This is a genomic window from Streptomyces sp. NPDC051738, assembly GCF_044453205.1.
Lineage (GTDB): Bacteria > Actinomycetota > Actinomycetes > Streptomycetales > Streptomycetaceae > Streptomyces.
The window spans coordinates 1-12261 of sequence record NZ_JBITCM010000035.1; the positions used below are offsets into that span (position 1 = coordinate 1).

Below are 12261 nucleotides of genomic sequence, written 5' to 3' on the forward strand. Positions count from 1 at the left end.
ACGCTTCCTTTGTACTCACCCTCTCGGGCTTTCCTCCGGGCGCTTCCCTTCGGTCTTGCGTTTCCGACTCTATCAGATCCTTTTCCGATCCGATTCCCTGTCGGCGGGATGTCGTGAGGCTCTGGACTTTCGCCCGTCGGCCTTTCGACATTCACTACGTTAGCTGATTCCCCCGCCCGATTCATAATCGGGCTCTGTGGATTCGAATTCGGGCATGCGGGCACGCCGAAATCGACCCCGTTGAGGGTGATCGTAAGTAGTGGGTTGGCCGCTCCGGCTGCTGACTACGCAGTACCCGGTTCAGCGGCTCGGGCTACGTTACGCGCCCCGCCAAGGCGCGTCAACTTGAGCGGCGCCTAGGGACATGGGCCCGATAGGGGCTCACCGTGGGGTCGTTGGCGATCCAGAAGCGCCACGGGTGGATGTCACCGTTGCCGCCGTCGCCTGCCACCCCGGTGCGTGGGCCGTTGCGTACCTGGTCGGAGAGGATCGGGGTGCCGGCAAGGATCCTCAGCGGTGTCTCGCCGGAGGTGCAGGCGTCCGTGCCGTCCAGGGCCCGGTCCACTTTCAGGGCGGTGGCCAGGCGGGCCGGGCCCTTGGCCAGTTCCTTGTCGTTGCGGGCCGAGAGTCGACGTTGGCGGGCGAGTTCGGCGCCCTCGACGATCTCGCCGGCGCGCAGCAGGACGGCGCTCGCTTGGCCGTCGGGGCCGCACACCAGGTTCATGCAGTGCCACATCCCGTAGGTGAAGTAGACGTATACGTGTCCGGGGGGACCGAACATCACGTCATTGCGGGGAGTGCGGCCGCGATAGGCGTGGGAGCCGGGGTCGTTCGGGCCGTCGTAGGCCTCGACCTCCGTGAGGCGCAGGGCGATCGGACCGTCCGGTGTGGTGCGTACGAGGATGCGGCCCAAGAGGTCGGGGGCGACCTCCAGGACGGGCCGGTCGAAGAAGTCCCTGGGGAGGGGCGTACGGTCGGGGGTCACGATCATGCCGTCCGAGGGTAGTGCAGACGGGTGGTCGCAACGGGGTGGTCAGGGGGCGCTCGCCTTGCCAGGGTGAGGACGCGGAACCGGCCACGGCCGGATCGCGTTTGTAGGGATCAGGGATCCACTCTGAGAAGAGGAGAGTCATGGCGTTCAAGAAGCTGCTCGCGAGCCTGGGGGCCGGCGGTGCTTCGGTCGAGACGGTGCTGACGGAGGTCAACGTCGTCCCGGGCGGTGTCGTCCAGGGTGAGGTGCGGATTCAGGGCGGGTCCGTGAACCAGAACGTCGAGGGCCTGTCGGTGGGCCTGCAGGCACGTGTCGAGGTCGAGGGGCAGGACTCGGAGTACAAGCAGGACATCGAGTTCACCAAGCTGTCGCTGGGTGGTGCCTTCGAGCTGCAGGCCGGGGGCGTGCACGCGGTGCCCTTCGGGCTGGACATCCCGTGGGAGACGCCGGTCACGACGATCGACGGTCAGACCCTGCGCGGCATGAACATCGGTGTGACGACGGAGCTGGCGATCGCGCGGGCCGTGGACTCCACCGACCTGGACCCGATCAACGTGCACCCGCTGCCCGCGCAGAAGGCGATCCTCGACGCCTTCATCCAGCTGGGCTTCCGCTTCAAGAACGCGGACATGGAGCGCGGCCACATCCGCGGTACGCGGCAGAAGCTGCCGTTCTACCAGGAGATCGAGTTCTTCCCGCCGCAGCAGTACCGGGGCATCAACCAGGTCGAGTTGAGCTTCGTCGCGGACGAGAACGCGATGGACGTCGTCCTCGAAATGGACAAGAAGCCGGGGCTGTTCAGCGAGGGCAGCGACACCTTCCGGTCGTTCCAGGTGGGTCTGAACGACTTCCAGGGGACCGACTGGGCGGCGTATCTCAACCAGTGGCTGTCCGAGGTCGGCAGCAAGCGCAACTGGTTCTAGGCTCGGAACTACGGATTCCACTGTTCCATCAGGAGGTATCGACGTGACCGAGCTGAAGAGGCGGCCGCTGCCGCACGACTTCCATCCGCCCGTGCCGTCCTTCACGGTCGCGAGCGAGGACGTCGTGCACGGCGGGACCCTCAAGGACGCTCAGGTCTACGCGGCCGGCAACACCTCGCCGCAGCTGCGCTGGGAGGGCTTCCCGGCCGAGACCAAGAGCTTCGCCGTGACCTGCTACGACCCGGACGCCCCTACGGGCAGCGGGTTCTGGCACTGGGTCGTCTTCGACATCCCGGCCTCGGTGACCGAGCTGCCGGCGGGGGCGGGCAGCGGCAAGTTCGAGGGGCTGCCGGAGGGTGCCGTACAGGCGCGGAACGACTATGGGTCGAAGGACTTCGGTGGTGCCGCGCCGCCTCCCGGGGACGGGCCGCACCGCTATGTGTTCACGGTGTACGCCGTGGACCAGGAGAAACTCGGTCCGGACTCGGACGCCAGCCCGGCCGTCGTCGGCTTCAACCTGCGGTTCCACGCCCTCGCGCGTGCCCATGCGATCGGTGAGTACGAGGCGCCCGCCGAAGCCTGACGTTCATGGAACGTTTGCCCGCCCCTGGTCATGGAAGTGATCGGGGGCGGGCATTTTTTATTTCGTTGTCCATCTCGGCGTGCCCGGCCAGAGTTGATCCCAGTCCGCCAGGGGGTGGGCAGGTTGCACACGGGAGGTGGGCTGGTCATGCGGGACACGCTGGTACTGAACGCGAGCTTCGAGCCGCTGTCGACGGTGACGTTGAATCGAGCCGTCGTTCTGGTGCTCCAGGACAAGGCCGTCGTCGAGCAGGCCCACCCCGAACTGCGTATGCGGGGAGCCGAGGTCGACATACCCGCGCCCCGGGTGATCAGGCTGTGCAGGTATGTACGAGTGCCGTTCCGAAGACAAGCGCCGTGGTCGAGGCGGGGTGTGCTGGTGCGGGACCGGCACAGGTGCGCGTACTGCGGTCGCAGGGCCACGACGGTGGACCATGTGGTGCCGCGGTCGCGGGGTGGGCAGGACACGTGGCTGAATACGGTCGCCTCGTGTGCGGAGGACAACCATCGGAAGGCTGACCGGACGCCTGAGCAGGCGGGTATGCCGCTGCTGCGGGAGCCGTTCGAGCCGACGCCTGCCGATGCGATGCTGTTGGCGCTGGGCGCCGACGAGTTTGCCGCGCTGCCGGATTGGCTTGCTCTGGACGCGGCGTGAACCAGTCGCCGTAGGACCTGGAGTTCGTCGGCTGCGGGTGCGTTGTGGCTTGTCACGCAGTTCCCCGCGTCCCTGAAAAGCCTTTGGGGCCCGCCTTCCTCAGAAGGCGGGCCCCTTTGTCGTACGGCCGACTTGGCGTCAGTCGATCGGCGGGTTCTCTCGGCGTTCCCTGCCTGAACCGCTGTTGCCGGACGACCCGTTGCCGCCGCCCAGGCCGCCCAGGTTGCCCATCGCGCCGGAGAGTCCCTTGAGGGCGTCGCCGATTTCGCTGGGGACGATCCAGAGCTTGTTGGCGTCGCCCTCGGCGATCTTGGGGAGCATCTGGAGGTACTGGTAGGACAGGAGCTTCTGGTCCGGGTCGCCGGCGTGGATCGCCTCGAAGACCGTGCGGACTGCTTGAGCCTCACCCTCGGCTCGCAGTGCCGCCGCCTTGGCCTCACCCTCGGCGCGCAGGATCTGGGACTGCTTCTCACCTTCGGCGGTGAGGATGGCGGCCTGGCGCGTACCTTCGGCGGTGAGGATCGCGGCGCGCTTGTCTCGGTCGGCGCGCATCTGCTTCTCCATCGAGTCCTGGATGGAGGTGGGGGGTTCGATCGCCTTCAGTTCGACTCGGTTGACGCGGATGCCCCACTTGCCCGTCGCCTCGTCGAGGACGCCGCGCAGGGCCGCGTTGATCTCCTCGCGGGAGGTCAGGGTGCGTTCGAGGTCCATGCCGCCGATGATGTTGCGGAGCGTGGTGACCGTCAGCTGCTCGATCGCCTGGATGTAGCTGGCCACTTCGTAGGTGGCGGCGCGGGCGTCGGTCACCTGGTAGTAGATGACCGTGTCGATGTTCACGACCAGGTTGTCCTGGGTGATCACCGGCTGCGGCGGGAACGGTACGACCTGTTCGCGCAGGTCGATGCGGTTGCGGATGGTGTCGATGAACGGGACCACGATGTTGAGGCCCGCGTTGAGTGTCCGCGTGTAACGGCCGAAGCGTTCGACGATGGCCGCACTCGCCTGTGGGATGACCTGGATCGTCTTGATCAGGGCGATGAAGACCAACACCACCAGAATGATCAAGACGATGATGACCGGTTCCATCGTCGTTTCCCCGTATCCCTTCTTCGCTGCGGCAACTTCGGCAGATCTTATGTCTGTTGAAGATCTTGCTGGTCGAGTCTGACAGACCGTCGCGTGACCCGTGGCGCGTTCGCGCCACTTACGTCGTGCGAGGTCACATGACGATCGCCGTGGCGCCCTCGATGTCCACGACGTCCACTTCCTGGCCTACTTCGTAGGCGCGGTCGGTGTCGAGGGAGCGTGCCGACCAGACCTCTCCGGCGAGCTTGATCCGGCCACCTGAGGCGTCGACTCGCTCCAGTACGACGGCCTGTTTGCCCTTCAATGCCTCGATGCCGGTGGCGAGTTGGGGCCGCTGTGCGCGATGTCGGTTCGCGATGGGCCGTACGACGGCGATGAGTGCGGTCGAGATGACGACGAAAGCCACGACCTGGACGACGGCGTCACCACCGAAGAGGCCGGCGACCGCGGCGGCCGCGACGGCGCCCACCGCCAGCATGCCGAGTTCGGGCATCGCGGTGATCACGAGCCCGATGCCGAGCGCTGCCGCTCCGATCAACCACCATACCCACGCGTCGATTTCCACATGGTCATGGTATGACCGCAGGCCCTGTCGCGGACAGGGCGCCGATCAGTTTGACGGGCCTTCTTACCGGGGTTTCGCCGAGAGTTCGCGGGGTGGAGGGCGGGGTCAGGACAGAGGGAGGCCCTGTGCGGTCCAGCGGTCGCCGACCTGCTCGACGACGAGAGGGAGGCCGAAGCAGAGGGAGAGGTTGCGGGAGGTGAGTTCGAGCTCCAGCGGGCCGGCGGCGAGGACCTTGCCCTGGCGGATCATCAGGACGTGGGTGAAGCCCGGGGGGATCTCCTCGACGTGGTGGGTGACCATGAGCATCGAGGGGGCGATCGGGTCGCGGGCGAGGCGGCCGAGGCGGCGTACGAGGTCCTCGCGGCCGCCGAGGTCGAGGCCGGCGGCGGGCTCGTCGAGGAGGAGGAGCTCGGGGTCGGCCATCAGGGCGCGGGAGATCAGGGTGCGCTTGCGCTCGCCCTCGGAGAGGGTGCCGAACTTCCGGTCCACGTAGTCGCTCATGCCGAGGCGGTCGAGGAAGGCGCGGGCGCGCTGCTCGTCGACGTCCTCGTAGTCCTCGTGCCAGGTGGCGGTCATGCCGTACGCGGCGGTCAGCACGGTCTCGAGGACGGTCTGGCGCTTGGGCAGCTTCTCGGTCATGGCGATGCCGGCCATGCCGATGCGCGGGCGCAGCTCGAAGACGTCGGTGCCGGGCTTGCCGAGGGGCTCGCCGAGGATGGTGGCGGTGCCCTTGCTGGGGTAGAGGTAGCTGGAGGCGAGGTTCAGAAGGGTGGTCTTGCCGGCGCCGTTGGGGCCGAGGATGACCCAGCGCTCGCCTTCCTTGACCGACCAGGAGACCTGGTCCACCAGAGCCCGGCCCTCACGGACCACGGATACGTCCTGAAGCTCCAGAACATCGCTCATGAGCGCGTTGTCTCCCCTTGCAGTGTGACCGGTGTCGGCGTCTCGGCGTCTCGGTGGTCGCGTGCGCCTGTGGGCGCAGCCCTCAACGAAATCTACGCCACCCGTCCGGCGCTTCATTCCATCGGTCCGGTCCTTAGGGTGGAGGCATGCTTTCGGAACCACGTTCAGGGCGCCTTGCCGCTTGGGGAAATGCCCTTTTGGCCGGACTTGTCTCGCCGGATGACGCTGTGCTCGAGATCGTCGGGGACGACGCCGTGCACCGCGTGGAAGGGCTGCCGGGTGAGTCGGCGCCCGTCGGGCTCACGCTGGCGCTGGGGCGTCTGCGGGCGCTCGGGGTGAACGGGCTGCGGATCGCGCTGCCCGCTCCGGGGCATCCGCTGGGGCTGAGTGGCCCGCCGGAGTTCAATGCGCGGGCGATGGAGGCCGAGGAGGCGGTCGTCTGTCACGGCGCCGCGTTCGGGCTGGTGCCGGAGGTGTACGAGGCCGGGCCCGACGGTGATGTGCATGTCGAGGTCGTCTGGCGCTGCCTGGCCGTGCGGGAGGCGCCCCCTGCTGATGTGCCCTCCTTGGGGGAGGCCGAGCGGGAGCTGGCTGAGGCCTTGCGGGACGCGACCGAGGTGTTGTCGCGGTTGGATGTCGCCGGGTCGGGGCCGGTGGCGGAGGCGGCGATCGATGCGTATCGGGCGCGGGCCGAGCGGGGGCGGGAGGTGTTGGCGCCGGGGTATCCGCCGCGGGCGGTGCGGGTGCTGGAGCTGGCGCAGCGGGTGGGGTTGCTGGTCTCGCTGGCGTATGAGAACGGGCATGGGGGTGCGGTGAGCTCCGCTGAGATGGGGGCTCGGGCGGAGGCGTTGCGGCCGGTGGAGCGGGTGGCTCGGCGGGCGCAGGTGGCTGCGTACAACTCCGTTGTGGAGGAGCGGGAGCGGGGGGTTCGGTGAGGGGCGGTTGCCTGGTGCTCGGCGTTGGTGTGGGCGTGCCTGGGGGCTCTGCCCCCCAGACCCCGGTATCGGCCCTGAAGGGGCCTCGTCCTCAAATGCCGGACGGGCTGGATTTCGCTGGCCGGCGCTGGAAAGACCCTGGCCTTCAGTAAACAGACCGGCCTCCCGGGGTACCCGGGAGGCCGGAGGTCACTGCTCGCTTCGGGGTGGTCGTCAGTGGTTGACGGCCTGGTTGTCGAAGGCGGGGTTCAGCAGACCGACCACGTTCACGGTGTTGCCGGAGACGTTGACCGGCACCTTGACCGGGGCCTGGACGACGTTGCCCGAGGCGATGCCCGGGGAGGCCACGGCCTCACCGTCGGCCTGCGCGTGGCCGGTGGCGGAGGCCATTCCGGCACCGGCGGCCAGCAGGCCACCCGCCACCATCGTCACGGCCGCTGCCTTCTTCAGGTTCTTCACTTCTAAGCCCTCCTTGCGGTTGCCGCGGCAGTCGCCGCAGCACGCACTGGAGAACGCCGGAGATCCACGGAGGATGCGCCATCTGGGGGACATTCCCACGACGGTATGAATCTCAGTCCGGAGCGGAACGCTCCGTATTGCCGTCGGTGACGTCCTGCGGAGAGCGTTTCAGCCGGTCACGCCATGGCGTACGGCCCACAGCGCGGCCTGGGTGCGGTCCGCCAGGTCGAGCTTCATCAGGATGTTCGAGACGTGGGTCTTGACGGTCTTCTCCGACAGGACGAGGGCTCTGGCTATCTCGCGGTTCGAGCGGCCGTCCGCGATCAGGCCGAGGACCTCGCGCTCCCGCTCCGTCAGCGAGCCCGCTCTCCCCTGCCCCGAGTTGGCCTCCTCCTGGGACAACAGGGCGCCCGCGACCTCGGGTTGGAGCAGGATGTGTCCGGCGTGGACGGAACGGATGGCGCCGGCGAGGGCGTCGGGGTCCACGTCCTTGTAGACGTAGCCGGCGGCGCCCGCGCGCAGGGCCGGGATCACCGTGCGCTGTTCGGTGAAGCTGGTGACGATCAGCACGCGCGCGGGGTTGTCGAGTTCGCGGAGCTTGCGCAGGGCGTCGACGCCGTCCATGCCCGGCATCTTGACGTCCATGAGGACGACGTCCGGCTTCAGTTCCTCGGCGCGGGCCACTCCCTCGGCGCCGTCGGCGGCCTCGCCGACGACCTCGATGTCGTCCTGCACTTCGAGGAAGGTGCGCAGGCCCCGGCGGACCACCTGGTGGTCGTCGACGAGCAGCACCTTGATTGCGTCAGCCACCGGGGGCCTCCATCTCGATCGTGGTGCCCTTGCCGGGCGCCGATTCCACGGTCAGCGTGCCGCCGACGCCGCTCGCCCGGTCCCGCATGGAGACCAGGCCGAGGTGGCGCCCGGCTCGGCGTATCGCCGTCGGGTCGAAGCCGCTGCCGTCGTCCGTGACCCGCAGGACGGCTCCGCTGCCGCGCCGGTCCAGCGTCACGTCGACGTGCTCGGCCCCGGAGTGCCGCAGGGCGTTGTGCAGGGCCTCCTGGGCGACGCGCAGCACGGCCTCCTCCTGGGCGGCGGGCAGGGCCTTCACGCCGCGGCCGGCGAAGGTCACGCGCGCGGTGTGGGCGCGGTCGAGGACCTGGATCTGGGTGCGCAGGGTGGCGACGAGGCCGTCCTCGTCGAGGGCTGCGGGGCGCAACTCGACGACTGCGGCGCGCAGTTCGTCGGCGGCCTCGGCGGCGAGCGCGGCCACCTGGTGCAACTCGCCCTTGGCGCGGGACGGGTCGCGGTCGATGAGGGCTGCGGCGGCCTGGGCCGTCAGACGCAGGGAGAACAGCTTCTGACTGACCGCGTCGTGCAGTTCGTGGGCGAGGCGTGAGCGTTCCTCGGCGATCGTCAGTTCGCGGCTACGCTCGTAGAGGCGGGCGTTGGTGAGGGCGATCGCGGCGTGCTGGGCGAGGATGGAGAGGAGTTCCTCGTCCTCCTCGGTGAAGCCACAACTGCCTTCCGGCTTGGGGCGCGGGGGGTGTGGGGGGTTTCCCCCCACAGAACGCAGCTTGTTCGCGAGGAACAGCGCGCCGATGACCTCGTCGCCGTCGCGGATGGGCAGGCCCAGGAAGTCGGACATGTCGGGGTGGGCCGACGGCCAGCCCTCGAAGCGGGGATCCTTGCGGACGTCGGCGAGGCGCTCGACCTTGGCGTCCTGGAGCATCGCGGCGAGGATGCCGTGCTGGCGGGGCAGCGGGCCGATGGCCTTCCACTGCTGGTCGCTGACCCCGTCGACCACGAACTGGGCGAAGCCGCCGTGGTCGTCGGGCACGCCGAGCGCGGCGTACTGCGCGTTGAGCAGTTCGCGGGCGGAGGCGACGATCGTCTTGAGGACGTCGCGCACCTCCAGATGCCTGCTCATGGCCAGCAGCGCGGAGCTCACCGCGGCTAGGCCGGACCTGGGGCCTTGACTCATGCCCTCACGGTACCGGCGGGGTGTGACAGTCGGATCGGACCTGTGGTGGCCACCGGGTGAGGCCCGGGACCTAGGGCTGTGGTCCCGGGTTCGGCGGCGTAGGACGAAGGGCCCCGCGGTTTTGCGGCCCGCGTCCGAGGCGGGGCGGGCGTGCCGGTTCCTACGTTGAGGGCACCGCCGATCGGAGGCGGGCTCGGACGAGGAGACGGTTGTCATGCCGGTAGCGATCATCACGGGGGCCTCGAAGGGACTGGGGCGGGCGCTCGCCGAGGCGCTGGCCGCGCGGGGCTGGGATCTGGTGCTCGACGCCAGGACCGTGGAGGTCCTCCAGGAGACGGCGGCCGGGCTCCGGGCGTACGGCACGCGCGTGACGGCCGTGCCGGGGGACGTCACGGACGCCTGGCACCGGTCCGAGCTGGTGGCGGCCGGGCGGAGGCTGGGCGGCGTCGATCTGCTGGTGAGCAACGCCAGCGCGCTGGGCGCCGAGCCGCTGGTACGGCTGGACGAGCTGCCGCTGCAGGGGCTGCGCAGGGCGCTGGAGGTCAACGTGATCGCCGCGCTGGCCCTCGTCCAGGAGGCGCTGCCGCTGCTGCGGGCGTCCGCGGCGGGCACCGTGATCACGGTCAGCTCGGACGCCGGCTCCGAGGCGTATGAGACGTGGGGCGGGTACGGAGCGTCGAAGGCCGCGCTGGACCATCTCGCGGCGGTGCTCGGCGAGGAGGAGGCCGGGCTGCGGGTCTGGGCGGTCGACCCCGGGGACATGGGCACGGACCTGTACGCGGCGGCCGTACCGGACGACGACGATGCGCGGCCGGCGCCGGCCAGTGTGGTGCCCGCTTTCCTGCGGCTGCTGGACGAGCGTCCGGCGAGCGGGCGCTATGGGGCGCCGTCTCTGCTGGAGGGGCGGCGATGACGCTGGCGGTGCGGGTGCCGGAGGAGCTGTCGGCCCGGATGCCGGCCGAGCAGCGCGGGCCCGGCCTGGACCGGGATGCCGTACGGCTGCTCGTGTCGCGTGGCACCCAGGTGTCGCATCACGCGTTCGGCGAGCTGCCGCGGCTGCTGCGGGCCGGGGATCTGCTGGTCGTCAACACCTCGCAGACTCTGGCCGCCGCCGTGGACGGACGGATCGGGCACGCGCGCGTAGTGGTGCACTTCTCCACGCGCGGGGACGACGGGCGCTGGGCGGTCGAGCTGCGGGATCCCGACGAGCGGGGCACCACGCGCGTGCGTGCGGGAGTGTCCGCGGGGACTGAGGTGCTGGTGCCGGGTGGAGTGCGGCTCGTGCTGGAGGAGCCACTGAGCGCGGGGAGCGAGCGGCTGTGGTGGGCGCGGGTCGCCGGGCCCGAGGGGGCTGCGGAGCGGACAGGAGGCGCCGGGGTCCTCGCGCTGATGCGTGAGCACGGGCGGCCGATCCGCTACTCCTACACGGAGCGGGACCAGCCGCTTTCCGCCTACCAGACGGTGTTCGCCCTACCGTCGGCCGACGGGACGGGCAGCGCGGAGATGCCGAGTGCGGCGCGGCCCTTCACGGTGCGGATGGTGACGGAGCTGGTGAGCAGGGGGGTGCAGTTCGCGCCGATCATGCTGCACACCGGGGTGGCCTCGGCCGAGGCGCACGAGCCGCCGTATCCGGAGCGGTTCGCGGTGCCGGGGGCGTCGGCCCGGCTGATCCATGCGGTGAAGGCCGGAGGCGGGAGGGTCGTCGCGGTCGGGACGACGGCCGTGCGGGCCGTGGAGTCGGCGGCGGACGCCGACGGGGTCGTACGCGCGCGTGAAGGGTGGACGGACCTGGTCGTCACGCCGCAGCGCGGGGTGCGGGTGGTGGACGGGCTGCTGACCGGGCTGCACGAGCCGGAGGCCTCGCATCTGCTGATGCTGGAGGCGGTTGCCGGGCGGGCCGCTGTCGACCGCAGCTACGAGGAGGCGCTGCAGGGGCTCTACCTCTGGCACGAGTTCGGCGACGTGCATCTCATCCTCCCGTCGGAGGACCCTCACGCAGAGCATTGCGCCAGCAACTGCTGGTGAGACCGTTACGTGGCCGATGTGAGCCCGCACATAGGGCGCACGTCACGTACGAAAGTCCGTAGTAGGTAGAGGCGTCCCATTTGAACGGCGCAGACGGTCCCGTCTGTCCTATTTTGCCCTTCCCGGCTCCACTATCGAGGATCGTACGTCACACCTTTGCCACGCAATTTTGCGGCCGCTAAGAATTGCTCTCGTCGCTCAACGCCGTGGGTTCTCCCCGCGGCGTTTGTGCCGGAAGCACCCGTGTCCCCCGCCGGACAGCGAGCGACCTCCGCGCTATTCGAAGAGGTCAATCTGCCATGCTCAAGAACACCAAGAACCGCGGTCCTATTCGTGCGCTGACCCAGCGGCACAAGATCGCGATCGCGGGTGTCGCCACGCTCGGCGCCGCCGCCCTCGCCTTCTCCGCCGTCCCCGGCAACGCCCAGACGATCACGGCCGAGCCCTCCACGGGCCAGGTGGCATACAGCAATGAGCAGATCAAGGACGTCAAGGGCAGCGTCACCGACCAGCTGGCCGGCGACAAGGTGAAGGCCGAGGAGATGTCGGCCAAGCACAAGGCCGCCGTGGCTGCCGCCAAGCACCGGGCCGCCGTGGCCGCCGCCAAGCACCGGGCCGCGGAGGCTGCCGCCGAGCACCGGGCCGCCGAAGCTGCCGCCGCGAAGAAGGCCGAGGCTGCGCGCAAGGCCAAGGAGGCCGCGAGCCGGTCCGCCAAGCGCATACAGGTCCAGCCGGTCGCCGCCAAGAGCTACACCAACAACCTCGACGGCTGGATCCGTGAGGCCCTGGACATCATGAAGAAGCACAACATCCCGGGCACCTACGACGGCCTGTACCGCAACACCATGCGGGAGTCCTCGGGCAACCCGAACGCCATCAACAACTGGGACATCAACGCCCAGAACGGCGTCCCGTCGATCGGTCTGCTGCAGGTCATCAAGCCGACCTTCGACGCGTACCACGTCCCGGGCACGGCCAAGAGCCAGTACGACCCGGTCGCCAACCTCACCGCCGCCGCCAACTACGCGGCCGACCGGTACGGCTCGATCGACAACGTCAACAGCGCGTACTGAGTGAGGTAGGCGCAGGCCTCCACTCACATACGCCGAAGGGCGGCACCCTCCTGACGGGGTGCCGCCCTTCGGGCGTCGTACGA

Annotated in this window: 14 protein-coding genes; 7 read left to right on the plus strand and 7 right to left on the minus strand. The window is 69.4% G+C overall.

Annotated elements, in window-relative coordinates; genetic code table 11:
* Nucleotides 1-340 precede the first annotated feature (340 nt).
* Complete coding sequence (locus ACIA8X_RS44565) at nt 341-991, minus strand: DNA-3-methyladenine glycosylase (protein ID WP_393443179.1); 651 nt, start codon at nt 989-991, stop codon at nt 341-343.
* A 140-nt stretch (nt 992-1131) separates the two neighbouring features.
* Between ACIA8X_RS44565 and ACIA8X_RS44570 the strand changes: the two genes are divergently transcribed.
* The 3 genes from ACIA8X_RS44570 (at nt 1132) to ACIA8X_RS44580 (ending at nt 3151) form a co-directional block, all read left to right on the plus strand.
* Complete coding sequence (locus tag ACIA8X_RS44570; RefSeq protein WP_393443177.1) at nt 1132-1914, plus strand: sporulation protein; 783 nt, start codon at nt 1132-1134, stop codon at nt 1912-1914.
* A gap of 43 nt (nt 1915-1957) precedes the next feature.
* Nucleotides 1958-2497 carry a YbhB/YbcL family Raf kinase inhibitor-like protein gene (locus ACIA8X_RS44575; protein ID WP_399460672.1) on the plus strand — a complete coding sequence of 180 codons (540 nt, stop codon included), beginning with the start codon at nt 1958-1960 and terminating at the stop codon, nt 2495-2497.
* Between the two features lie 147 nt (nt 2498-2644).
* Nucleotides 2645-3151, plus strand: a complete 507-nt coding sequence (locus ACIA8X_RS44580; protein WP_093907365.1) for an HNH endonuclease — start codon at nt 2645-2647, stop codon at nt 3149-3151.
* Nucleotides 3152-3289: 138 nt separating this feature from the next.
* On the opposite strand, the gene ACIA8X_RS44585 is transcribed toward ACIA8X_RS44580, so the two are convergent.
* From ACIA8X_RS44585 to ACIA8X_RS44595, 3 genes are all read right to left on the minus strand, one after another.
* Nucleotides 3290-4237, minus strand: coding sequence for an SPFH domain-containing protein (locus ACIA8X_RS44585; protein WP_399460673.1), 948 nt, complete (start codon nt 4235-4237; stop codon nt 3290-3292).
* A gap of 133 nt (nt 4238-4370) precedes the next feature.
* A complete protein-coding gene (locus ACIA8X_RS44590; protein WP_399460674.1) occupies nt 4371-4802 on the minus strand; it encodes an NfeD family protein in 432 nt (143 codons plus the stop codon).
* Between the two features lie 105 nt (nt 4803-4907).
* The gene (locus ACIA8X_RS44595) at nt 4908-5705 is read right to left on the minus strand and encodes an ABC transporter ATP-binding protein (protein WP_393443169.1); all 798 of its coding nucleotides are present in this window, start codon (nt 5703-5705) and stop codon (nt 4908-4910) included.
* 146 nt (nt 5706-5851) lie between these two features.
* Here ACIA8X_RS44595 and ACIA8X_RS44600 point away from each other — a divergent pair, with 146 nt between their 5' ends.
* A complete protein-coding gene (locus ACIA8X_RS44600) occupies nt 5852-6640 on the plus strand; it encodes a hypothetical protein (protein WP_393443167.1) in 789 nt (262 codons plus the stop codon).
* A 213-nt stretch (nt 6641-6853) separates the two neighbouring features.
* Here ACIA8X_RS44600 and ACIA8X_RS44605 read toward each other — a convergent pair whose 3' ends face one another.
* The 3 genes from ACIA8X_RS44605 to ACIA8X_RS44615 all read right to left on the minus strand — a co-directional run bounded on the left by ACIA8X_RS44605 (nt 6854) and on the right by ACIA8X_RS44615 (nt 9080).
* Nucleotides 6854-7099 (minus strand): chaplin, encoded by a 246-nt coding sequence (locus ACIA8X_RS44605; RefSeq protein WP_393443165.1) that lies wholly within the window; start codon nt 7097-7099, stop codon nt 6854-6856.
* 168 nt (nt 7100-7267) lie between these two features.
* Nucleotides 7268-7909: a response regulator transcription factor gene (locus ACIA8X_RS44610; protein WP_126390802.1), complete on the minus strand. Its 642-nt coding sequence runs from the start codon at nt 7907-7909 to the stop codon at nt 7268-7270.
* Nucleotides 7902-9080, minus strand: a complete 1179-nt coding sequence (locus tag ACIA8X_RS44615; protein ID WP_399460675.1) for a GAF domain-containing sensor histidine kinase — start codon at nt 9078-9080, stop codon at nt 7902-7904. The genes ACIA8X_RS44610 and ACIA8X_RS44615 overlap by 8 nt, the downstream gene beginning before the upstream one ends.
* A 214-nt stretch (nt 9081-9294) precedes the next feature.
* On the opposite strand from ACIA8X_RS44615, the gene ACIA8X_RS44620 reads away from it, so the two are divergent.
* The 3 genes from ACIA8X_RS44620 to ACIA8X_RS44630 all read left to right on the plus strand — a co-directional run bounded on the left by ACIA8X_RS44620 (nt 9295) and on the right by ACIA8X_RS44630 (nt 12178).
* A complete protein-coding gene (locus ACIA8X_RS44620) occupies nt 9295-9993 on the plus strand; it encodes an SDR family NAD(P)-dependent oxidoreductase (RefSeq protein ID WP_399460676.1) in 699 nt (232 codons plus the stop codon).
* A complete protein-coding gene (locus ACIA8X_RS44625) occupies nt 9990-11105 on the plus strand; it encodes an S-adenosylmethionine:tRNA ribosyltransferase-isomerase (protein WP_399460677.1) in 1116 nt (371 codons plus the stop codon). The genes ACIA8X_RS44620 and ACIA8X_RS44625 overlap by 4 nt, the downstream gene beginning before the upstream one ends.
* Before the next feature lie 299 nt (nt 11106-11404).
* On the plus strand, nt 11405-12178 hold the full coding sequence (locus tag ACIA8X_RS44630; protein ID WP_393443157.1) for a transglycosylase SLT domain-containing protein: 774 nt from the start codon (nt 11405-11407) through the stop codon (nt 12176-12178).
* The last annotated feature ends 83 nt before the right edge of the window (nt 12179-12261 follow it).